This window comes from Dactylosporangium sp. NPDC050688, assembly GCF_040654515.1.
GTDB lineage: Bacteria > Actinomycetota > Actinomycetes > Mycobacteriales > Micromonosporaceae > Dactylosporangium.
The window spans coordinates 79,500-100,203 of the sequence record NZ_JBFAIC010000020.1; the positions used below are offsets into that span (position 1 = coordinate 79,500).

Here is a 20,704-nt window from a genome sequence, read left to right on the forward strand (position 1 = left end):
GGCCCGGAGCGCAGCGGAGGGCTGCGAATCGTGGGCTCAGGGTGGGGCTCAGGCCGGCGCCGGGGCGCAGCGGAGGTGGCGGCGTGAGCGGCCCGGAGCGCAGCGGAGGGCTGCGAATCGTGGGCTCAGGGTGGGGCTCAGGCCGGCGCCGGGGCGCAGCGGAGGTGGCGGCGTGAGCGGCCCGCAGCGCAGCGGAGGGCTGCGAATCAGCAGCTCAGGGTGGGGCTCAGGCCGGCGCCGGGGCGCAGCGGAGGTGGCGGCGTGAGCGGCCCGCAGCGCAGCGGAGGGCTGCGAATCAGCAGCTCAGGGTGGGGCTCAGGCCGGCGCCGGAGCGCAGCGGAGGTGACGGCATGAGCGTCAAGGTGCTGATCGTGGATGACCACGCGCACTTCCGGGCCGGGCTGCGCGCGCTGCTGGCCACCGCCGACGGCGTCGAGGTGTGCGGCGAGGCCGCCAGCGGCGAGGAGGCGCTGACCGCGCTCGCCCGGCACCAGCCCGACGTCGTCCTGCTCGACCTCGCCATGCCCGGCATGGGCGGCATCGCCGCGACCCAGCGCATCCTGGAGACCAACCCGCACGTGCGGGTCCTCGTGCTGAGCATGGCGGACGACGACGACTCCGTGTTCGCCGCGCTGCGCGCCGGCGCCCGGGGGTACGTGCTGAAAGGCGCCAGACGCGTCGAGATCATCCGCGCGGTCCGGGCCGTCGCCGACGGCGAGGCGATCTTCGGCCCGGCGATCGCGACCCGGCTGATGGGCTACTTCGCCGCGGTGGACCGGGAGCCGCCGGCGCCCACGATCCCCGGCCTGACCCAGCGCGAGCACGAGATCCTCGCGCTCGTCGCCCAGCACCTCACGAACCCGCAGATCGCGCAGCGCCTCGGGCTGAGCCAGAAGACCGTCCGTAACCACGTCTCCAACATCTTCGCCAAGCTGCAGGTCGCCGACCGCGCCCACGCGATCGACGTGGCCCGTGAGGCCGGTCTGGGCTGACCCGCCGGCGCGCGGGACGGCGCCACCCGCCGTACACGATGTCCTGAAGCCACTATCCTGCAGCGGTGGACTGGCTCGATGTCGTCGGCTGGGCCGGCTCGGTGCTGCTCGTCTGGTCGCTGTCGCAGGCCCGCCTGCTGCGCCTGCGGGTGCTCAACCTGATCGGGTCCGTGGTCCTCGTCGGCTACAACGCCGCGTTGGGTGTCTGGCCGATGGTCGGCCTCAACGTGGCGATGACCGGCGTCAACGCCTGGCACCTGTACCGGATCCTGACGACCCGCCACGACGAGGCGACCTACACGGTCGTGCAGGTCGGCACGGACGACACGTTCCTCGCCCACGTGCTGCGGGTGCACTGGACGGACCTGGCGAAGTTCAACCCGTCGTTCCGCTTCGACGACGCACCCGACCGTGCCGCGTTCCTCATCATGCGCGGCGACGAGGTCGTCGGCGTGCTCTTCCTGCGCCCCGCCGGTGAGGGCGTCGCCCAGATCGAGCTCGACTACGTCACCAAGCGCTTCCGCGACGTCAGCCCCGGCGAGTTCGTCTTCCGCAGCAGCGGCCTGCTCACCGCCCGCGGGTACCGCCGTGTCCGCACCCCGCCGGGCATGGTCGCCCCGTACTACGGGCGCCTCGGCTTCCAGCGCCACGGCGACCATTACGAGCTGGAACTCACCGACGACACCGACTGACCGGCCGGGCGCAACCGCGCCGGCGTCAGGGGGCCTTCGGGGCGGGCATGCCGGCGACCTCGGCGGCGAGCCGGACGTGCCCGTCGAACAGGGCGTCGCGGCCCGCCTCGTCGATCCAGTTGAAGTGCCCGTAGGCCTCCAGCGCGGCGAACCCGTGCAGCGTCGACCAGGTGTGCAGCATCGCCTGGAACGTCTCCGGCGGGATGGCGGTGGCCAGGTGCTGGTTCTTCTGGGCGGCGCACTCCGCGATGACCGGGTGCACGTCGCGCAGCCGGGGCGGGCCCAGCACCCCGCGCTCGATGGCCTGCAGGAACAGCGACGACAGCTGCGACATCGCGCGCTGCGCGGCCTCGGTGGTCGGGCCGTCGGCAGGGGCGGCGTAGCCGGCGACGGGCAGGCCGAGGATGAGCGCGAACTGCTGCGGCTCCTGCCGGGCCCAGTGCCGGTACGCGCGGGCGACGGCCAGGAACCGGGCGCCGATGTCGTCGTCCGGGACGGCGTCGCGCGCCTCCGCCACGGCGCGGCCGAGGTCGTCGTACGCGTCGGCGATGAGCGCGCTGAGCAGCTCGTCGCGGTCGGCGAAGTAGCGGTACAGCGCGGGCGGGGTCATCTCCATGGCGCGGGCGATGTCGGCGAAGCGGAAGTCGACGGTGCCCGTCTCCCGCATGTGGGTGAGCGCGGTGAGCTTGATCTCGTCGATGGTCGCCGCTCGCGCCTTTTCGCGCCGGGGCGCAGACCGGCTTGACGTGCTCATTGTTCCTCCCGGTGACCGTTACGTTAATCATCGTTACAGACGTGAAGGCGCTTGACAAGTGATGTGGCGTCGTGTTTGTTAATAGTCGTAACGCTACTGATGTCCATTCACTGCTCAGTCCAAACCAGGCGGGGGCAAACCATGACGGAACTCGTGAAACAGCCGCAAGAGCCCGACCTCCCGGACCCTGTGCTCGGCCCGCTCGGGCGGCTCGCCCGGGTGGCGTACCGGCGCCGCGGCCGCACCCTCGTCGCCTGGGCCGTCGCCCTGGTCGCCGCGGTCGTGCTGTCGATGACGTTCGGCGGGGAGTTCGCCGCCGACTACTCCGCGCCCGGCTCGGACTCCAAGGCCGCGCAGCAGCTGCTGCAGGAGCGCTTCGCCAGCCAGTCCGGCGCCACCGTCACCGTCGTCGTCCGCGCCGACAACGGCGTCGCCGCCGCGAAGAGCGACGTGCAGGCGCTGCTGGCCAAGCTCGCCACCGCCCCGCACGTCGCCGGCGTCGCCGACCCGTTCGCCGCGCCGGGCGGGATCTCCGCCGACGGCCACACCGCCGTCGCCGACCTGCGCCTGGACGTGGTCAACCCCGACGACATGCCGGTCGAGGACAGCCAGCGGCTGATGGACATCGCCGGCGAGTTCGGCCGCGACGGGCTGAAGGTCGCCCTCGGCGGGCAGAGCATCCAGCGCGCGGAGCAGGGCGAGATCGGCTCCGAGGGCATCGGCCTGGCCGCCGCCATCATCATCCTGCTGCTCATGTTCGGCTCGGTGGTCGCCGCCGGCCTGCCGGTCCTCGTCGCCGTCGCCGGGCTCGCCGTCAGCAGCACGCTCACCGGGGTGCTCATCCGCTTCGTCGACGCGCCCGACTGGTCCACGTCCCTGGCCACCATGATGGGCATCGGCATCGGCATCGACTACGTCCTGCTGATGGTGACCCGCTTCCGCGAGTGGCGGGCCGCCGGCCTGGAGCCCGAGGCCGCGACCGTCGCCACGCTGGACACCGCGGGCCGCTCCGTCATGGTCGCCGGCGGCACCGTCGTGGTCAGCATGCTCGGCCTGTTCGCGATGGGCCTGTCCTTCATGCGCGGCGCCGCGCTCGTCACCATCCTCGGCGTCGTGGTCGTCCTGGCCGCCAGCGTCACCCTGTTCCCGGCGCTGCTGGGGTACCTCGGCAAGCACGTCGACCGGCTGCGCCTGCCGCTCGGCCGCCGTGCCGCGGTGACCGTCGCCGCCGGCGGGCACGTCGAGCCGGGCCGCGGCTGGGTGCGCTGGAGCGCCCTGATCCAGCGGCACCGGTTCGTCTCCGCCCTGCTGGGCGTGGTGATCCTGCTCGCGCTCGCCGCACCGTTCCTCGGGGTCCGCTTCGGCTTCCCCGACGCCGGCAACAACCGCGCGGAGACCACCACCCGCCAGGCGTACGACCTCGTCGCCGAGGGCTTCGGCCCGGGTGCCAACGGCCCGCTCGTGCTGGCCGTGCAGCTGCCCCGCGCCGGTGACACCGCGGCGCTGGACAAGCTCGCCGCCGCGCTGCCCGGCGTCGACGGGGTGGCCGCCGCGCTGCCCGCGCAGCTCAACCAGGACGGCACCACCGCGGTCGTCACCGTGCTGCCGCGCACCGGCCCGCAGGACGCCCGCACCGAGGACCTGGTCGAGCGGCTGCGCGACATGCTGCCGCAGACCGTCGCCGGCACCGGCGCCGAGGTCCACGTCGGCGGCGTCACCGCCACCGCGATCGACAGCACCGCCAACATCGCCCGGCGGATCCCGCTGCTCATCGGCGGCGTGGTGCTGCTGTCCATGCTGCTGCTCCTGGTCTCCTTCCGCAGCGTCGCCGTCGCGGTCAAGGCGGCCATCATGAACCTGCTGTCCGTCGCCGCCGCGTACGGCGTGGTCGCCCTCGTCCTGCAGGGCGGCTGGGCCGGCCGCCTGGTCGGCATCGACACCGAGACGCCGCTGCCCGCGTTCGTGCCGGTGCTGATGTTCGCCGTGCTGTTCGGCCTGTCGATGGACTACGAGGTGTTCCTGGTCAGCCGGATGCGCGAGGTCTGGACCCGCACCACGGACAACGGCCGCGCCGTCACCGACGGCCTGGCCAGCACCGCCCGCGTCATCACCGCCGCGGCCGCCATCATGATCGCGGTGTTCGCCGCCTTCATCCCGAGCCCCGACCTGGTCCTCAAGGTCATCGGGGTCGGCATGGCCGCCGCGATCCTGCTCGACGCGACCGTGGTCCGCCTGCTGCTCGTGCCGGCCGTCATGCACGTCCTCGGCCGGGTCAACTGGTGGATGCCGCAGTGGCTGGCCCGGGCCCTGCCCGAGCTGCACGTCGAGGGCAAGGCCGAGGAGCACCTGCCGGCCGAGCACAAGGAGCTGGTCATTTCCGCCGCGAGCTGACCCGCGACCGTCGCCCCGGGTGCGGCAGGCCTCCCGCCTGCCGCACCCTTCGCCGTACGGCCCATTGACTTCTTCGGATGCACGCCCACAATTTCCATGGGCGGTCACAGAAAGGAATAGCGATGGGCATTTCCACAAGTCGCATCCTCGTGCCGTTCCACGGTGAGGGCTCCGGCGTCGCCGACCTGACCTGGGCACAGCTCGGGATCTGGCAGACGATGCGCGACACCGGGCTCAGCATGAACATCGGCGGGACCGTGGCCATGCCACCCGGCACGACCGTGCAGTCCATGGAGACCTTGCTGCGGTACCTCGTGAGCCGCCACCAGGCGCTGCGGACCAGGCTACGGTTCGACCCCGACGCCACCCGGCAGGTCGTGTCCGCCGAGGGCTCGCTGACCCTCGAGGTCCTGGACGTCGACGAGGACGCCGACGAGGCGCCGGAGGCCGCCGCCGAGCAGCTGCGGCTGCGGTACGAGCAGACCCCCTTCGCCTACGAGGCCGAATGGCCGGTCCGGATGGGGGTCGTGCGCCACCGCGGCGAGGTGACCCACGTCGTCGTGCTGTACTGCCACGTCGCCGTCGACGGGTTCGGCATCGACGCGATCGTGCGGGACATGGCCAACCTCGACCCCGCGACCGGCACGACCACCGCGCCGGTGCCGGGGCTGACGCCGCTGGAGATGGCGGCCAAGCAGGCGACCCCGTCCGGGCGGCGGCAGAGCGAGAAGTCGCTGCGCTACTGGGAGCAGCTGCTGCGGTCCATCCCCGCGCAACGCTTCGGCGGCTCCGGCGATCCGCGGCAGCCACGGTACTGGGAGATCACCCGCCGCTCGCCGGCGATGCACCTGGCGATGCAGCTGGTCGCGCACCGCACGGGCGCCGGCGTCGGCTACGTGGTGCTGGCCGCCTACGCCGTCGCCCTGGCCAGGCTCACCGGGCGCAGCCCGAGCGTCGCGCAGCTGGTGGTGAGCAACCGGTTCCGCCCCGGCTGCGCCGGCTCCGTCAGCCAGCTGGCCCAGCTGGCCATCTGCGCCGTCGACGTGGCCGGCGCGACCTTCGACGAGGTCGTCGGGCGGGCCTGGACGGCGGCGACGAACGCGTACATGCACGGCCACTTCGACCCGCTCGCGCTCACCGCGATGCTGGAGCGGGTCCGCGCCGACCGCGGCGACGTCGACTTCTCGATCATCGTCAACGACCGGCGGACCCGCGACGGCGCGCCGCCGCCACCCGCCGACCTCGCCACGCCGCAGCAGCTGCAGGACGCGCTGCCCCGCTCGGCGAGCTGGTGGAACCGCAAGGTCGACGTGCTGGACGCCGCGCTGAACATCAGCGTCGACGCCGCCCCGGACGCGGTGGACGTGTCGATCTGCGCCGACACGCGCCGGCTCGCCCCGGCCGAGATCGAGGCCCTCGTGGAGGAGATGGAGCGGGTCGCGGTCGAGGCCGCGTTCGACCCGGCCGCACCGACCCGCGTCGGCGCGGCCACGGCCGATGCGGCGACCGGCCCGGCGGCACCGGCGCGCGTCGGCGCGGTCGCGGCCGATGCGGTGGCCGGCCCGGCGCCCGTCGGCGCGCCGAGCGCGGCGGGCGGCTGAGCAGCGGCGTGGTCTTCCGGTTCGACGTCGTCGGGGTCGGGGCGCTCAACTTCGACTCGATCGCCCCCGTCTCGCCCGCCGCGCGGTCGTTGCTGCGCGGCGGCGTCGACTGGGGCGCGGAGTGCCGGGTCGGCGCGGCCACGGTGGACGCCGCGATGCGCACGGTGCACGCCGCGGTGGTCCGGGTCGCGGTCGGTGGCTCGGCGTACAACACGGTCGCCGCGCTCGCCCACACCGGCGCCGGCCTGCGGCTGGGCTACGTCGGCGTGGCCGGCCGGCTGCCGGTGCCCGGGGCCCCGATCGTGCAGCGGCTGCAGCGGCTCGGCATCGACACCGAGCTCGTACGGGACGTGCCCGGCGAGCTCAGCGGCGTCTGCCTGTCGCTGGTCAAGGACGGCGAGCGGACGCTGCTGGTCCACCCCGGTGCCAACGACCGCATGGCGGGGCACCTCGAGTCGCGCTTCGAGCAGGTCGTGCAGTACCTGTCGGCGGCCAGGACGGTGCACGTCACCTCACTGCTGGACGAGCGCAGCCCGGCGGTCCTCGCCGACGTCCTGGCCGCCGTGCGCGACCGCAGCCCGGAGACGGCGCTGACGTTCGACCCGGGGCACGTATGGGCGGGCAGCGGCACCGCCCCGGTCGCGGCGCTGGCGACGATGGCCGACCACGTGCTGGTCAACGAGCGGGAGCTGCTGGCCCTCGGCGCGACCGGCGACGACACGTGGGCCGCCGACCGGATCCTGCGCGTCGGCCGGCCGGGCCGGGTCGTGCACGTCAAACGCCCGGCAGGGGTCACCACGTTCATCCGGTCCGGCCCGCTGCTGCGGGCGCGGTTCCACCCGCAGGACACCCTCGCCGCCGACCTGGTGCTCGACGCGACCGGCGCCGGCGACCTGTACGCGGCGGGGGTGCTGGCCGCGCTCGCCGGCGGCGCCCACCAGCACGACGGTGTCCGCCTCGGCCTCGCCCTGGCCCGGCACAAGCTGCTGCACCTGGCCGACGCCGGCCACGCCGACCTGGCGGCGGTCTACGAGGACTGGGCGCGGCGCCGCGCCCGCACCGGCTGATTCGCCGGTCCCCGGACGCTCACGCCGGATCGGTCCTGATCATCCTCACCAGGGCGCGGATGCCGGTCAGCAGCTCCTGATGGTCGCTGATGCCGTCGAGGGTGCCCTCGATGCGGCGGGCCATCTGCTCGATGCGGGCCCGCAGCGCCGCGTCGCGGTCGCGGGCCGCGGCCCGGTCCGCCGCCTGCGCCTCCTCCAGCCGGGTCACGTCCCCGGTCACCTGCCGGCGCAGCTGCGCCACGTCGCCGGCAGCGGTCGTGCGGGCCTCGTCAAGATCCCGCCGGAGCTGCTCGACGGTGCCGGTCAATGTACTGACGGTCGCGTCGAGCGTCACGACGTCGTCGCGCGGGTGGGTGCTCTCCCGCCGCAGTGCGGTGAGCCGGTCGCGCAGGTGTCCGAAGTACGCGGCGGCCGGCCGCACGAACGTCGACAGCAGGTAGAACCCGGCGAGGTAGTACCCCATCAACTCACCGGACACGAACGCGAACGCGGCGCTCACGGCGGCGGTGCCCACGTGCCCGCCGATGGCGAACCGCAGCATCCACCGGGCGATGCGGCGGGCCTCCTCGTCGCGCGCCGCCGGGACCGCGATGCCGCGCTCCCGGGAGACGACGTGCTCGGCGGCCACCTGCCGGGCGTCGAAGTACAGGTTCCACGGCCACGTGACGAGCACGACCGTCCACATCAGCGCGGCGAGGCCGGCACCGATCGCCACCAGGGTCGCGAGCGACACGCCCGCGACCCGGCCGAGCCAGGCGAACAGCAGCGCCGCCGCGGCTCCCACCACGACCGTCGCCCACCACCGGACCATGCTGCCACCGCGCGAGGAATGCATGCGCACACTCTGCGGCGCCGATCGCCGTCGCGGATGCGTGCCGCTACTCACCGCGGCGTAGGTACCGGTACCCAGACTGCGGCGCCTCCGGCCGGCGGGGCCGGTCAGGGTGCGGTGACCCCGGGCCGCGGAGCGGGTCAGGGGGCGATGGACGCCCGGCGGGCGGCCCGGGACCGGCGCAGCCCCACGACGCCGACGACGATCAGCAGCGCCCCGAAGACGCCGATACCCGCGACGATCATCGTCAGGTCGCGCAGCGACAGGTTCGACAGGAACGACGTGCCGCCGGTGCCGCCCGCGGGCAACGCGTAGGCCGCCGAGGGCAGCGCCGTCAAGACCACCAGTGCCACCGCAGGCACGACAACCCACCGCATCCGTCGCAACATGGCGCAAGTGTGCCAGCCGCCGCCATTTCGCGTCACCCGCGGGCCCGGCGCGGATCGGTGCGGGGGTGAGGACCAGGGGTGACGGCCGGCGAGGCCCGGCCACGGTGTGGGCGGTGGCCACGGCGACGGCTGGGCCAGCGGGGGCGACGGCGGCGGTCGGGGTCGATGGTCGCGCCGGCCGGGTCCGCGGCGGTGATGGCCGTGTCGTTGGTCAGAGCGCGGTCGAATTGGCGGCGGCGGTGAGGGTTGCGGCGGTTGGCCGTGCCGGGCGGGGCGGTGGTGGCCGTGTCGGGCCCGTGGTCGCGGCGGTGGCTGCTGGCCTGGCGGCGCGGTGGCGGCGGTGGCGAGGTCCGCGCGGGCCGGCCGTGCCGGTGGGGCGGTGGCGGGCCGTGTGGGCAGTCAGGGCGGGGTAGCGGTTCCGGTGTGGTCCGCGCCGGTGGCTGCGGGCCTTGCGGGTGGTGGCGGGCTGTGCCGGTGGTCAGGGCGCGGCCGAGGCAGCGGCGGCGGTGAGCTCCGCCGCGGTCGGCAGCGCCGCGCGGGCGCCGACGGCGCGGGTGGCGAGCGCGCCGGCGACGCACGCCAGCCGGACCGCCTCGTCCAGGGGCCGGCCGCCGTCCAACGCCCACGCCAGCGCGGCGCAGAACGCGTCGCCGGCGCCGGTCGTGTCCACCGCGCGGACCGGGTGGGCCGGCACGTCGGTGGTGCCGTCGACGGCATGCACGCGGCAGCCGGCCGCGCCGAGGGTCACCACGACCGCGCCCGCGCCCGCGGCGAGCAGGTCGGCCGGGGTGCCCAGCACGGCCAGCTCGTGCTCGTTGGGCACCAGGACGTCGACGTCGGCGAGGAGGTCCGGTGGCAGCGGGACGGCGGGTGCCGGGTTGAGCACGACCCGCCAGCCGGCGGCCCGGGCCAGCCGGGCCGCTGCGGCGACCGCCGGCAGGGGCACCTCGAGGCTGGCCAGGACGACGCCGGGCGGGCCGGGCGGGAGGGCGATGTCGGTGGGGGACAGGTTGGCGTTCGCGCCCGGCACGACGGTGATCGCGTTCTCGCCGTCGGCGGCGACGAGCACGACGGCCAGGCCGGTGGAGGTGGCGTCGCGGACCAGGGCGGAGGTGTCCACGCCGGGCAGCGTCGACGGGTCGAAGCCGGGGCCGACGCGGGCGGCGAGGGTGCAGGCGGCGCCGAGGCGGGCGACGGCGGTGGCCTGGTTGCCGCCCTTGCCGCCGTGGCCGGTCGAGGACCGGGCCGCGATGACGGTCTCGCCGGGGGCGGCGATGCGGGCGGTCTCGATCACCAGGTCGGTGTTGACGGCACCGACGACGAGGACGGTCACGCCCCCGATCATGCACCCTTGCGGGCGCCGGCCGGCCCGCGGCCATCCGGGCCGGCCGTCTCGCTTCCGGTGAGCTTGTGCGATCGCATGCTTCGCTTCCGGTACCACCAGTTTCGGCATTCCGTGCGGCCGGAGGGGCGGGATCCGCCGCGACACCACCCGATCGGTGAGGGGCCGGGGCAGGCGATGGTGAACCCGCCGACGGCCTCGGCGAGGTCGGTGGTGAGGCGGTCCAGCCGGGTGGTCAGCTCCCTGGGCCGCAGTACCACCTCCTGTGCCTCCTTGCGCTTGGCGGGCCACGGCGGTCATCGTGTCGGCGAGCTCGGCGGCGCCGGTGGAGTCGGACTGCAGCGCGGCGAGGCGCAGGGAAACCGCGGCTGCCGGTGCTGGGCTCCGGTCATCGATGGTGCAGGATGGTCCCGATGAGTGAGCTGCTGCTGGGCGGGCGCTACCGCCTTGAGGAGCTGCTCGGTTCGGGTGGCATGTCGGTGGTGTGGCTGGCCCGCGACGAGGTCCTGCACCGGGCGGTCGCGGTCAAGGTGCTGCACCTGCGCGACGCCGCCGCCCGCGAGCGGATCATGGGCGAGGCCCGCGCCGCGGCGGCGCTGTCGCACCGCAACCTGGCCCAGGTGCACGACTTCGGCGAGGACGGCTACCCGTTCCTGGTCATGGAGCTGGTCGCGGGCCGCGCCCTCCAGCAGCACCTCGACGCGGGGGAGCTGCCGCCGGCGGAGGTGTTCGGCATCTGCGCCGACGTCGCCGCCGGGCTCGCCGCGGCGCACGCCGCCGGCCTGGTCCACCAGGACGTCAAACCGGCGAACATCATGGTCACCGTCGACGGCGCGAAGCTCGTCGACTTCGGGCTCGCCGCGCCCGTCGGCCCGCAGCCGGTCGAGGACGTCCTGGGCACCCCCGCGTACCTGGCGCCGGAGCGGCTGTCCGGGCATGTCGTGCCGGCGTCGGACGTCTACGCCCTCGGCGTGCTGCTCTACCGCCTGCTCGCCGGGACGCTGCCATGGTCGGCCGGCACCACGACCCAGCTGATCCGCGACCATGTCTTCACCCCGCCGCTGCCGCTGCCGCCGCTGGCCGGGGTGCCCGACGCGGTCGCGCGGCTGTGCATGGCGTGCCTGGACAAGGAGCCGTCCGCCCGCCCCACCGCGGAGGCGGTCACCACCGTCCTGGCCGCCGCCGACCCCGAGTCGTCCGCATCCGCCGCGGTACTGGCGGCAGCCGCCGGACCGCTGCCCACGCCCGGCCCGGCCCGCCACGCCGCCGCGCAGGACGGGCCGCCGCCGCGGGCCCGCTGGTACGCCCTCGCCGCCGCCGTGCTGCTGCTCGCCGTGGCGCTGCCGTGGCTGCTGGCCGCGCTCGACCGGGCCGACCGGCCGCAGGGCAGCGCGGGCGGGATGACGGCCGCGCCCGCCGCCGGCGCCGCGGGCGGGTCGGCCGGCGGCGTGCCGTCCGGCGGGACACCGTCTGCCGTCACCCGCCCCGGCCAGCTGCCGGGCTCCGCCACCGGCGGCTCGACGGCGTCGACCGTCCCGCAACCCGGCGGCGGCGGCACGGCCACCACCGGCACGACACCGCCGCCGGGCGCCACCGGCGACCCGTCGCCCGCCTCGACCGGCCCGGTCTCGTTCACCACCGAGGCGGGCACCGTCCAGGCGGCCTGTGCGGGCGGCGGGCAGGTCCGGGTCGTCACGTCGGAGCCGATCCGGCCGTACAGGACGCAGAGCCAGCAGGACGGTCCGGCCGCCACGGCGTACGTCGAGTTCCGGCGCGGCAACGACCTGGTCCGCATGACGTTCACCTGCCCCTCCGGCGCTCCTGTCATGAACGTGACACGCGGCAGTCGCTGACACCCGCTGCTCGTACTTCTACCTACGAATCACCGCTGGTCAATGGTCGGCTGGGCGCATGAGCAGAGCATCCACCAGCGCGGTCGTCCTCGGCGCGAGCATCGCCGGGCTCCTCGCCGCCCGCGCGCTGAGCGACACCGTCACCGTCCTTGACCGCGACGACCTCACCGGCGCCGGCGCCCGCCGGGGCGTCCCGCAGGGCCGGCACGCCCACATGCTGTTCGCGCCGTCGGTGCTGCGCCGGGTCTTCCTGCCGTTCTGAGTGTCCCCGCCGGGTGCTCAGACGGTGATGCCGAGGCCGCGGCGGCCGGTGGCGTTGAGCCGGTCGACGGTGAAGCGGCCCTCCCAGGCCCGCTCGTAGTGCTCCTCCGGGAAGTCCGCCGGGCTGGAGCCGGTGAGGAACGCCGCGCGCACCGACGCGCTGTACGCCTCGTTGCGCGGGCACCACGGGGCGGCCGGGATGTACATGACGTTGCCCCAGCCCCGCTGGCCGGTCACCGGCGCCACCGAGTGGATCATGTCGCAGTGCCACCAGACGGAGTCGCCGGCGCGCACGTCGGGGATGCCGCTCAGCGCCCGCAGCAGCGGGCCGTGCCAGCGCTCGTTGCCGGCGGGGAACGCCTGGTTGACGGTGACACCGCACATGTCGTCGTCGGCGACGTCGGCCAGCAACGGGCGCAGCATCAGCCACGCCATCGCGCCGGGGATCGGCACCGTGTGCAGCACGCCCTGGTCGTGGTCCATGTCCGACAGCGCCGTCCAGCCCTGGAACGTGCGGAACGCCGAGCACATCGTCGAGCCCGGGTACTGCGGCCCGGCCGTGCGGTACGCGGCGTCCCACGGGTCGTACCGCTCGACGCTGCCGTCGAACAGGTGCCGGAACGCCTGCTGGTACGCCTGCGTCATCCACAGGTCGAGCGTGCCGGGGTCCAGGTGCGCGCCCAGCCCGCCGGAGGTCGCGCCCGGCGGGCGGCGGCGGATGCGGTCCGGGTACATCGCGTCGCGCCGCGGGTCGAACCACCGCACCCCGTCCGACTCGTGCTTCCACAGCCCGTTCAGGAACGTCTGCACGGCCGCCATCCGGTCGCTCTGCCGCGCCTGCATCTGCGGCTGCGACCAGTAGATCGGATAGATCTCGGGCTTGGAGTCGACGCTGCCGAAGAAGTCGTCCGCCGGGCCGCGGTAGTGCTCGAAGAAGGCGTTGCGCTCGACGTACGAGACGATCTCGCGATCCCAGCCGAGCGCCTGCCCCCGGTCGAAGTGCCCGCGCACCACCAGGCAGCCGCGGCGGCGCAGCAGGGCCAGGTCGGCCCCGGACACCGTGCCGGCCGCGATGTCGGCGTAGTCGATGACCGGCCAGACGGTCTCGCCGCGCTCGCGGGCCGCCTCGATGTCGCGGACCTCGGCCTCGATGCCCCGCTCGACGACGGCGAACACCTCCTCGACCGTGCGCCCCGCCGCCGCGATCCGGGCCCTGATCGCGGCCTTGACCTCGCGGGTCGCGGAGCGCAGGTCGTCGGGCGTGGTCTCCCAGTGCGGCAGTGCGGTCTGGACCGGCATGGCGTCGCGCTCCTTCTAGGCAGGACTCCTTACTAGTGGACCGTACGGCGGGTCGCGGATTTAGGCAAGACTCCTGACTAGAATCGCCGCGTGACGCCGGTCAAGCCCTCGCTGGAGCTGCTGCGGTCCCTGTCCGACGAGCACGTGCTGCGCGCCCTGATGGACGCCGGCCGGCTGACCAGGGCGGAGCTCGCGGTGCAGGCCGGCATCTCCAAGCCCACGGTGTCGGAGAGCATGCGCCGGCTCACCGCGTCCGGTCTCGTCGTGGACACCGGGGAGCGGACCACGGGCCGGGGGCGGATCGGCACGTACTACGGGCTGTCACCGTCGGCGGGGACGGCCCTCGCGGTCGACATCGCGCCGGCCGGGGTGGTGGCCGAGCGCCTCGACGCGCACGGCGCGGTCCTCGCCCGGGCGGCGCGGCCGCTGGAGCGCCCGGCCCGGCCCGCGGCGGTCGCGGCGGCACTGACCGCGGTCGCCGGTGAGCTGGCGGGAGGCGGGGCGGCGCCGGCGAGCAGCGCGCCGGCGCCGGTCCCCGGTGAGCTGACGGGCGGCGCGGCGGCGCGGTCCGGCGGTCCGGTGCGGGTGGCGGCCGTCAGCGCCGCCGACCCCGTCGACCGCGGCACCGGCCGGCTCGTCCACCTGCCCGACGCCCCGTTCCTCGTCGGCGACCTGGACCCCGTCGAGCTGCTCGCCCCGTACGTCACCGGCCCGGTCACCGTCGACAACGACGTCAACTGGGCCGCCCGAGCCGAGCACGCCGGCGACGACTTCGTCTACGTGTACCTCGGCGAGGGCCTCGGCTGCGCGGTCGTCAGCGCCGGCGAGGTCCTGCGCGGCCACGCCGGCTTCGCGGGCGAGATCGCGCACCTGATCACCACCGGCCCCGGCGGCCGCGCCATGCCCTTCACCGACGTGTTCGCCGCGCTGCGCCTGCGCCGCCCCGCCTCCACCGCGATCGACGTCGAGTCCCTGTGCACCGCCGGCCCTGACGTCCTGCCCGTGATCGGCACCGCCGTCGCCGGCGTCCTCGCCGCCGCGGTCGCCCTCGCCGACCCGGCCCTCGTCGTGCTCGGCGGCCCGTGGGGCAGCCACCCGCCGGTCCTCACCGCGGTGCGCGCCGCCTTCGCCCGCCTGCCCCGGCACGTCCCCGTCCGCCCCGCCGCCCACACCGACCACCCGTCGCTCGCCGGCGCCCGCACCCACGCCCTGCAGGCCCTGCGCACCGCCATCGTGGCCGCCGCGGCCGGCTGACCCGGCAGCGCGACCGCGGAGCGCCGCTACTCGGCCGGGACCTCCGCCTTTGCTGGTTTCGCCGCCTTGGTGAGCGAGTGCAGCGACACGGCCGCCCACACCCCCTCCAGCAGCAGGAACCCCCAGTCGTGGCCGATGGCGGCCTCGACCGCGAGCAGTGAGGAACCGGTGAGGTTGAGCCAGCCGTACCAGCGCGACGCCGACGACAACCGGCCCAGCTGGACCAGCACGAAGGGCACCAGCACACACAGCGACCCGAACACCTGGACGATCATGGCGCACTCCCGCACACCACGCCGTCTTGTCGGGCCGGGTACGACGTGACTCGTCCGGGACGGCGCAGGTACGCGCCGCGACCATCCGACTATGGCACGCGGCGCAGGTCAGCGGCCACACGGGCGGGCGGAGTGCGGCCGTTCTCACCGCCCTGCAACCTCACCCTGCTTCGCTGGGACCATGATCAGCAGGATGGCGGCGGTCCGTCACGGCAACTTCACCCCGGCGTCGGAGTTCACCGAGATCGTCGTGCTGCGCGCCGCCGACGGTCACGTCGTGCGCCGGCTGCGGCTGGCGAAGTACACCGACACCGCCGCCGAGCTGATGCTCCCCTCCGGCCGGCTCCTGCTCGTCGGCGACCGCATCATCCGCGCCTTCGGCTGACGGCAACCAGGCTTTAAGTGCCGGCCAAGTGCCGGGCGGTCAACTCGGGACAGCACCGTTCGACCTGAGGAGACAACACCGTGCCGAACCTTGTCGGGATCACCGTGAACCACCGGTCCATGCGCGGCGACGCGCACCGCTTCGCCGCGCTGCTGCGCGACATCGCCGGCGGCGTCACGCCGAACACCGCCGAGCGGGCCGCGGCGATCGCCGCGTACCTGGAGACGCTCTGCGACGGGATCCACCACCATCACCAGGCGGAGGACGACGTGCTGTGGCCGGTGCTGGAGGCCAGCGCCGGCGCGGAGGTCGACCTGCGCGACCTCACCGACGACCACCGGCAGCTCGACCCGCTGCTGGACGCCATCCGCCGCGACGCCCGCGCGCTGGCCGCCGCGCCGCACGACCGGGCCGCGGCGCACCGGCTCGCCGACGTGCTCGGCACGCTGCGGGACCTGCTCGACGAGCACATCGAGGACGAGGAGCGCACCGTGTTCCCCGTCATCCAGCGGTACGTGTCCGACGCCGACTGGGCGAAGGTCGAGGCGGCGGTGCGCAAGGGCGGCAAGATGGGCTTCGAGCTGCCGCGCATCGAGCGGTACGCCACGCCGGCCGAACTCGCCGAGCTCAAGCGGATGGCGGGGCCGGTGCTGCGGGTACTGCTCGCGGCGACGCGGCGGGGGTTCGCCAAGCGCGAGGCGGTCATCTTCCCGGCCGGCTGACGCCGCCGCGCGCTTACCCCGCCGTCTCGTCGGTGCTCGGCGCGCCGGCCAGCCACGGCACGGCGCCGATCGCGGCGGCCAGGGCGTGCCCGGCGGCCCGGTGCCCGGCGGCGGCCTCCGGCAGGCCGAGCACGTCGGCGAGGTCGGCGAGGATCAGGTCCACCGGCGGGCCGGTCAGCGAGCCGCTGGCGAGGCCGACGAACTGCCCCGCCCACGGCAGCAGCGCCGCGTAGCAGTCGCGGGCGTGCGGCTCGCTGCGCAGCGCGGTGGCGTTCCAGGCGCGCAGGCCCATCCAGGCGAGCCAGTAGTAGTCCTCCCGGACGGCGACGGCGTCGGGCGACCAGATCTGCCTGGCCTCCTCGACCTGGCCGCCGTCCAGCAGGGCGCGGACCATGAAGTCGTTGAGGGCTTCGGGCAGCCGCTCGTACACCGGCCGCAACATCGGCAGGAGCGCGTCGGTGGTGCCGGTGGCCAGGTGCACGAAGAACACCCCGGCGATGCCGACGAGGGCGGCGTTCGGCTGGCCGGTGCGGGCGATGCGGGCGGTCAGCTCGGTGTAGAGCCGCTCGGCGGTCGCGGGGTCGCCGGCCAGCAGCGCCCGCACCGCGCCGAACAGCGCCATCACCGACAGGGCCGCGCCGAGCTGCCCGGCGGTCGCGTGCCGCACTGCCCGGTCGACGTGCTCCTGCGCGGCGGCCAGGTCGTTGCGTTCGAGGGCGGCCTGGAACAGCACGTGGTGCGCCTGCGCCTGGAACTGCACCAGCCCGGCCGCGGTCGCCACCTCCAGCAGCCGCGCGCCGACGGCGGGCAGCTCGTGCCGGCGGGCCGGGTTGAGCACGGCGAAGTAGCGGGCGTTGAGGGCGTGGCAGCGCAGCAGCGGGTCGTCGCCGGCGAGGGTGAGCGCCTCGGCACTGGCCGCGTCGCAGCGCGCCAGGTCGTCGCCCTCCAGCTCGTACACCAGCGCCACCAGCAGCCGGCACCGCGTCGCCGCGTCGGGCGCTGTCGTGAACGCTGCTTCCAGCTCGGCGACGAGGGCGGTGTCCACGGCCCGGTCGGCGCGGATCGTCCAGGCGACCGGCGCGTCGTACGCGGTCAGCGCCGCGTACGCGGGCACCCCGGCGACCGCGGCGGCCCGCAGGGCCTCGGCCCGGGCGGCCCGCGCGGCGGTCACGTCACCGGCGTTGGCCAGCGCCGACGTCAGCCCGCACAGCAGGTCGTGGCGCTGCCCCGGCGGCAGCGGCCCGGCGTCCAGGGCGCCGCGGTAGAGGGTGGCGGCCTCGCGGTGCGCGTACAGGGCGGTGGCCTGCCTGGCTGCGGCGGCCGCGTACCCGGCGGCGGTGCCCGCGGTGGCCGGCGTGGCGGCGGCGAGCGCGTGGTGGCCCAGCGCGGCGACGTCGGCCGAGCCGAGCTCCTCGAGGGCGGCCAGGACCCGGGCGTGCAGCCGGCGGCGGCGCAGCAGGGGCATGTCGTCGTACAGGACGTCGCGCAGCAGCGCGTGCGTGAACCGGACGCGGCCCGCCGCCGGCTCCTCCAGCAGCCCCGACACGACCCCCGCCTCCAGGCCGTCCAGCACGGTGTCCTCGGCGGACCCGTCGGCGGCGACCAGCACGTCGATGTCGGCGTCCCGGCCGAGGACCGCGGCGTGCCGCAGCACCGTCTGCGCGGTCGCGGGGAGCCGGCTGAGCCGCCGCCGCAGCACGTGCCCGATGCCGGACGGGATGGCCCGTACGGCGCTGTCGGCGCCCTCGGCGGACACCAGCCGGGCCGTCTCGGTGAGGAACAGCGGGTTGCCGCCGGTGCGCTCCACGACCACGTCGACGGCGTCGCCGGGCACGCCGAGGCTGCGCAGCAACGCCCGGCCGGCCTCGGGGTCGAGCCCGCCGAGGTCGATGTCGGCGGCGCGGTGCCCGGCGAGGGCGGCGCGGACCGCGTCCAGGTCCGGCTGTGACTCCCCGGGCCGGTGGGTGGCGACGAGCAGCAGCGGCCGGTCCTCCAGGGCGACCGCCAGGTGCCGCAGGACCTGCAGCGTCTCGCCGTCGGCCCGGTGCACGTCGTCGAGGACCACCAGCAACGGCCCGAAGCCGCTCAGATGCTCGGCGACGGCCTGCGCGAGCGCGAACTGCCCACCGCCGGCCGCCCGCAGGACACGGCCCGCGCCGTCCGTGTCGAAGCCCGCCGTGGCGCCGTGGCCCACCGCGCTGTCATGGCCCGCCGTGCCGTTCGCGCGCGCGGATTGCGCGTCACCGTTCGCGCGCGCGGACTGCGCGCCGCCGGTCGCCCGCGCGGATGCCGTGCCGCCGGAAACGTCCGCGGGGCCGATGTCGGCGGACAGCAGCGGGGCGAGGCGGGCGTCCGCGGCCGGGTCGCCCTGCGGCAGGGCGCGCAGCACCTCGCTCCACGCCCAGGCCGGCGGCGCGCCGTCCACCTCGGGGCACCGCCCCCACGCGACCCGCCACCCGAGCCGCGCGGCGAACATCCGCAGCACCGTCGTCTTGCCCGCGCCGGCCTCCCCGCCGACCCACACGACCCGCGCCCCGTCGCGCAGGACCTCCTCGGCCACCCGCGCGAGCGTGGCCAGCTCCCGCTCCCGCCCGAAGCCCCCCGAGGCGGCTGCTTCAGATTTCCCTTGTACGCCATCCGGTGGCGTCTCCCACGGCCGCGGGCCGGACAGGTGCGTTCCGGACGGAGCCTCCCGCCCCGGCCCGTCCGGTGCGCCGGCCCCCGGCGCGGTGCCCCCCGCCACGCCCTTCACCCGGTCTGTGGCAGGGTGGGGCGAGCCGGCGCGGCCCGCGTCCAGGTGCGGTGCCTGCGCGAGGACGTCCGCCTCCAGGGCGCGCAGCGCGGGGCCCGGGTCGATGCCGAGCTCGGTCGCGAGGCGTTCCCGCGCACCGCGCAGCGCGGCGAGGGCGTCGCCCTGCCGGCCCGCGGCGTACAGCGCCGACGCCAGCAGGTGCACCGCCTCCTCGCGCAGGGGGTGGGCCTGCACGTGCCGCTCCAGGGCCGGCACGACGAGCGCGGCCCGGCCCAGGCGCACCGCAACCCGGCCGCCCGCCTCGACGCACACCAGCCGCAGCTCCTCCAGGCGGCCGGCCTCGGGCACCGCCCACGGCTCGTCGGCGAACTCGGCGTACGCCGGCCCCGCCCACGCCGCGAGCGCCTCCCGCAGCAGCCCGTCGGCCCGGGCCGGGTCGCGCTCCGCGATCGCGCTGCCCTCGCGCAGCAGCGCCTCGAAGCGCCACGCGTCGACGGCGCCGGGGGGCAGGTGCAGCGCGTACCCGGGCGCGACGGTCACGAGGACGCTCGCCGGGGTGCGCGGCGCCCTGTCCGGCTCCAGGGCGCGGCGCAGGTTCGACACGTACACCTGCAGCGCGGCGAGGGCCTTCGGCGGCGGCACCCCCTGCCAGAGGTCGTCGATGAACCTGTCCGTCGGCACGACGTGCCCACCGGCGGCGACGAGCCGGGCCAGCACCGCCCGCTGCCGGGGCCCGCCGAGGTCCACGGCCTGCCCGCCGATCCCGGCCCGCAACGGCCCCAGCACCCCGACCACCGGCGTGCCGCCCACGGACGCGGCGGCGGCCGGCGGGTCTTGCTGGTCTGTGCGCATGTGCAGATCGGTCCGTCAGTGGAACAGCGAGCTGACCGACTCGCCGTTGTGGATTCGGCGCATCGCCTCGGCCATCGCCGGCGCGATCGACAGCACCCGCAGCTTCGGCACGAACTTCTCCTTCGGGATCGGCACACTGTTGGTGCAGACGATCTCCAGCACCTCGGGCAGCGCGGCGAGCCGGTCCAGGGCGCCGTCGGTGAACAGTCCGTGCGTGCACGCGACCCTGACGCTCGCCACGTTGCGCTCGCGGAGCCGGGCGAGCAGCTCGATGATGGTGCTGCCACGGGCGATCTCGTCGTCCAGGACGATGACGTCCTTGCCCTCGATGTCGCCGATGACCGCGCTGATCACCACCCGGTCGTCGCTGAAGCGCTGTTTGGCGCCGGCGGCCACCGGTACACCCAACATCCGGGCGAACGCGGACGCCACCTTCGCGTTGCCGAGGTCGGGCGAGACCACCACGCTGTTGGTGAGGTCGAGGCTGCGGAAGTGGGTGGCGAGCTCGCGCAGCGCGTGCAGGTGGTCGACGGGCACGCTGAAGAACCCGTGCACCTGCGGCGAGTGCAGGGTCAGCGTCAGCACCCGGGAGGCCCCGGCGGCGGTGAGCAGGTCGGCGACGAGCCGCCCGCCGATGGAGATGCGCGGCTCGTCCTTCTTGTCGGAGCGGGCGTACGCATAGTGCGACATGACCACGGTCGTGCGGGCCGCCGACGCGCCCCGGGCCGCGTCCAGCATGAGCAGCAGCTCGACGAGGTGCTCCTGCACCGGCGGCACGAGCGGCTGGATGAGGAACACGTCGCGCTCGCGGCAGTTGGCCTGCAGCTGCACCTCGAGGCAGTCGTTGGCGAAGCGGTCCACCCTCACGGGCTGCAGCGGCACCTCGAGCTGGGCGCAGATCTCCTCCGCCAGCTCGGGGTGCGCGCTGCCACTGAACACGGCGATGTCCCGCACAGGCTCGGCTCCTCGGGGTGGGCGCGCACGACGGCGC

The 20,704-nt window shown here is 75.3% G+C and carries 18 protein-coding genes and 1 riboswitch; of the genes, 10 read left to right on the plus strand and 8 right to left on the minus strand.

Features of this window, described 5'->3' with window-relative positions; all coding sequences use genetic code 11:
• Positions 1-350: 350 nt before the first annotated feature.
• Positions 351-992: a response regulator transcription factor gene (locus tag AB0H83_RS20870; protein WP_360096165.1), complete on the plus strand. Its 642-nt coding sequence runs from the start codon at positions 351-353 to the stop codon at positions 990-992.
• A gap of 65 nt (positions 993-1,057) precedes the next feature.
• Positions 1,058-1,684: a hypothetical protein gene (locus AB0H83_RS20875; RefSeq protein WP_360096168.1), complete on the plus strand. Its 627-nt coding sequence runs from the start codon at positions 1,058-1,060 to the stop codon at positions 1,682-1,684.
• A 25-nt stretch (positions 1,685-1,709) separates the two neighbouring features.
• Here AB0H83_RS20875 and AB0H83_RS20880 read toward each other — a convergent pair whose 3' ends face one another.
• Positions 1,710-2,438, minus strand: a complete 729-nt coding sequence (locus AB0H83_RS20880; protein WP_360096171.1) for a TetR/AcrR family transcriptional regulator — start codon at positions 2,436-2,438, stop codon at positions 1,710-1,712.
• A gap of 153 nt (positions 2,439-2,591) precedes the next feature.
• Here AB0H83_RS20880 and AB0H83_RS20885 point away from each other — a divergent pair, with 153 nt between their 5' ends.
• From AB0H83_RS20885 to AB0H83_RS20895, 3 genes are all read left to right on the plus strand, one after another.
• On the plus strand, positions 2,592-4,829 hold the full coding sequence (locus AB0H83_RS20885) for an MMPL family transporter (RefSeq protein WP_360096174.1): 2,238 nt from the start codon (positions 2,592-2,594) through the stop codon (positions 4,827-4,829).
• Positions 4,830-4,951: 122 nt separating this feature from the next.
• Positions 4,952-6,430 carry a condensation domain-containing protein gene (locus tag AB0H83_RS20890; RefSeq protein WP_360096177.1) on the plus strand — a complete coding sequence of 493 codons (1,479 nt, stop codon included), beginning with the start codon at positions 4,952-4,954 and terminating at the stop codon, positions 6,428-6,430.
• Between the two features lie 8 nt (positions 6,431-6,438).
• Complete coding sequence (locus AB0H83_RS20895; protein ID WP_360096180.1) at positions 6,439-7,497, plus strand: carbohydrate kinase family protein; 1,059 nt, start codon at positions 6,439-6,441, stop codon at positions 7,495-7,497.
• Between the two features lie 19 nt (positions 7,498-7,516).
• On the opposite strand, the gene AB0H83_RS20900 is transcribed toward AB0H83_RS20895, so the two are convergent.
• The 3 genes from AB0H83_RS20900 to AB0H83_RS20910 all read right to left on the minus strand — a co-directional run bounded on the left by AB0H83_RS20900 (position 7,517) and on the right by AB0H83_RS20910 (position 10,051).
• Positions 7,517-8,332 carry a hypothetical protein gene (locus tag AB0H83_RS20900; protein WP_360096183.1) on the minus strand — a complete coding sequence of 272 codons (816 nt, stop codon included), beginning with the start codon at positions 8,330-8,332 and terminating at the stop codon, positions 7,517-7,519.
• A 137-nt stretch (positions 8,333-8,469) separates the two neighbouring features.
• A complete protein-coding gene (locus AB0H83_RS20905; RefSeq protein ID WP_360096186.1) occupies positions 8,470-8,682 on the minus strand; it encodes a hypothetical protein in 213 nt (70 codons plus the stop codon).
• A gap of 514 nt (positions 8,683-9,196) precedes the next feature.
• Positions 9,197-10,051, minus strand: coding sequence for a ribokinase (locus AB0H83_RS20910; RefSeq protein WP_360096189.1), 855 nt, complete (start codon positions 10,049-10,051; stop codon positions 9,197-9,199).
• Positions 10,052-10,473: 422 nt separating this feature from the next.
• Here AB0H83_RS20910 and AB0H83_RS20915 point away from each other — a divergent pair, with 422 nt between their 5' ends.
• Both AB0H83_RS20915 and AB0H83_RS20920 read left to right on the plus strand, forming a co-directional pair.
• Positions 10,474-11,913 (plus strand): serine/threonine-protein kinase, encoded by a 1,440-nt coding sequence (locus AB0H83_RS20915; RefSeq protein ID WP_360096192.1) that lies wholly within the window; start codon positions 10,474-10,476, stop codon positions 11,911-11,913.
• A 58-nt stretch (positions 11,914-11,971) separates the two neighbouring features.
• A complete protein-coding gene (locus tag AB0H83_RS20920; RefSeq protein WP_360096195.1) occupies positions 11,972-12,175 on the plus strand; it encodes a hypothetical protein in 204 nt (67 codons plus the stop codon).
• Between the two features lie 17 nt (positions 12,176-12,192).
• On the opposite strand, the gene AB0H83_RS20925 is transcribed toward AB0H83_RS20920, so the two are convergent.
• Complete coding sequence (locus AB0H83_RS20925; RefSeq protein ID WP_360096198.1) at positions 12,193-13,473, minus strand: YbiU family protein; 1,281 nt, start codon at positions 13,471-13,473, stop codon at positions 12,193-12,195.
• A gap of 90 nt (positions 13,474-13,563) precedes the next feature.
• On the opposite strand from AB0H83_RS20925, the gene AB0H83_RS20930 reads away from it, so the two are divergent.
• On the plus strand, positions 13,564-14,727 hold the full coding sequence (locus AB0H83_RS20930) for an ROK family transcriptional regulator (RefSeq protein ID WP_360096201.1): 1,164 nt from the start codon (positions 13,564-13,566) through the stop codon (positions 14,725-14,727).
• Between the two features lie 26 nt (positions 14,728-14,753).
• On the opposite strand, the gene AB0H83_RS20935 is transcribed toward AB0H83_RS20930, so the two are convergent.
• Positions 14,754-15,002 carry a hypothetical protein gene (locus AB0H83_RS20935; RefSeq protein WP_360096204.1) on the minus strand — a complete coding sequence of 83 codons (249 nt, stop codon included), beginning with the start codon at positions 15,000-15,002 and terminating at the stop codon, positions 14,754-14,756.
• A 15-nt stretch (positions 15,003-15,017) separates the two neighbouring features.
• A riboswitch (guanidine-III (ykkC-III) riboswitch) is annotated at positions 15,018-15,084 on the minus strand.
• A gap of 111 nt (positions 15,085-15,195) precedes the next feature.
• On the opposite strand from AB0H83_RS20935, the gene AB0H83_RS20940 reads away from it, so the two are divergent.
• Positions 15,196-15,387 (plus strand): hypothetical protein, encoded by a 192-nt coding sequence (locus tag AB0H83_RS20940; protein WP_360096207.1) that lies wholly within the window; start codon positions 15,196-15,198, stop codon positions 15,385-15,387.
• A gap of 80 nt (positions 15,388-15,467) precedes the next feature.
• A complete protein-coding gene (locus tag AB0H83_RS20945) occupies positions 15,468-16,109 on the plus strand; it encodes a hemerythrin domain-containing protein (RefSeq protein WP_360096210.1) in 642 nt (213 codons plus the stop codon).
• A 13-nt stretch (positions 16,110-16,122) separates the two neighbouring features.
• Here AB0H83_RS20945 and AB0H83_RS20950 read toward each other — a convergent pair whose 3' ends face one another.
• Positions 16,123-19,713 carry a BTAD domain-containing putative transcriptional regulator gene (locus tag AB0H83_RS20950; protein WP_360096213.1) on the minus strand — a complete coding sequence of 1,197 codons (3,591 nt, stop codon included), beginning with the start codon at positions 19,711-19,713 and terminating at the stop codon, positions 16,123-16,125.
• Between the two features lie 15 nt (positions 19,714-19,728).
• Positions 19,729-20,667: a ribose-phosphate pyrophosphokinase gene (locus AB0H83_RS20955; RefSeq protein ID WP_360096216.1), complete on the minus strand. Its 939-nt coding sequence runs from the start codon at positions 20,665-20,667 to the stop codon at positions 19,729-19,731.
• Positions 20,668-20,704: the final 37 nt, after the last annotated feature.

What these genes read in the sequence shown, in the direction of transcription:
- AB0H83_RS20870 (WP_360096165.1), top strand. Translation starts at nt 351, where the DNA reads ATGAGCGTCAAGGTGCTGATCGTGGATGACCACGCGCACTTCCGGGCC.
- AB0H83_RS20900 (WP_360096183.1), bottom strand. Translation starts at nt 8,332, where the DNA reads ATGCATTCCTCGCGCGGTGGCAGCATGGTCCGGTGGTGGGCGACGGTC.
- AB0H83_RS20890 (WP_360096177.1), top strand. Translation starts at nt 4,952, where the DNA reads ATGGGCATTTCCACAAGTCGCATCCTCGTGCCGTTCCACGGTGAGGGC.
- AB0H83_RS20940 (WP_360096207.1), top strand. Translation starts at nt 15,196, where the DNA reads ATGGCGGCGGTCCGTCACGGCAACTTCACCCCGGCGTCGGAGTTCACC.
- AB0H83_RS20920 (WP_360096195.1), top strand. Translation starts at nt 11,972, where the DNA reads ATGAGCAGAGCATCCACCAGCGCGGTCGTCCTCGGCGCGAGCATCGCC.
- AB0H83_RS20950 (WP_360096213.1), bottom strand. Translation starts at nt 19,713, where the DNA reads ATGCGCACAGACCAGCAAGACCCGCCGGCCGCCGCCGCGTCCGTGGGC.
- AB0H83_RS20915 (WP_360096192.1), top strand. Translation starts at nt 10,474, where the DNA reads ATGAGTGAGCTGCTGCTGGGCGGGCGCTACCGCCTTGAGGAGCTGCTC.
- AB0H83_RS20935 (WP_360096204.1), bottom strand. Translation starts at nt 15,002, where the DNA reads ATGATCGTCCAGGTGTTCGGGTCGCTGTGTGTGCTGGTGCCCTTCGTG.
- AB0H83_RS20880 (WP_360096171.1), bottom strand. Translation starts at nt 2,438, where the DNA reads ATGAGCACGTCAAGCCGGTCTGCGCCCCGGCGCGAAAAGGCGCGAGCG.
- AB0H83_RS20925 (WP_360096198.1), bottom strand. Translation starts at nt 13,473, where the DNA reads ATGCCGGTCCAGACCGCACTGCCGCACTGGGAGACCACGCCCGACGAC.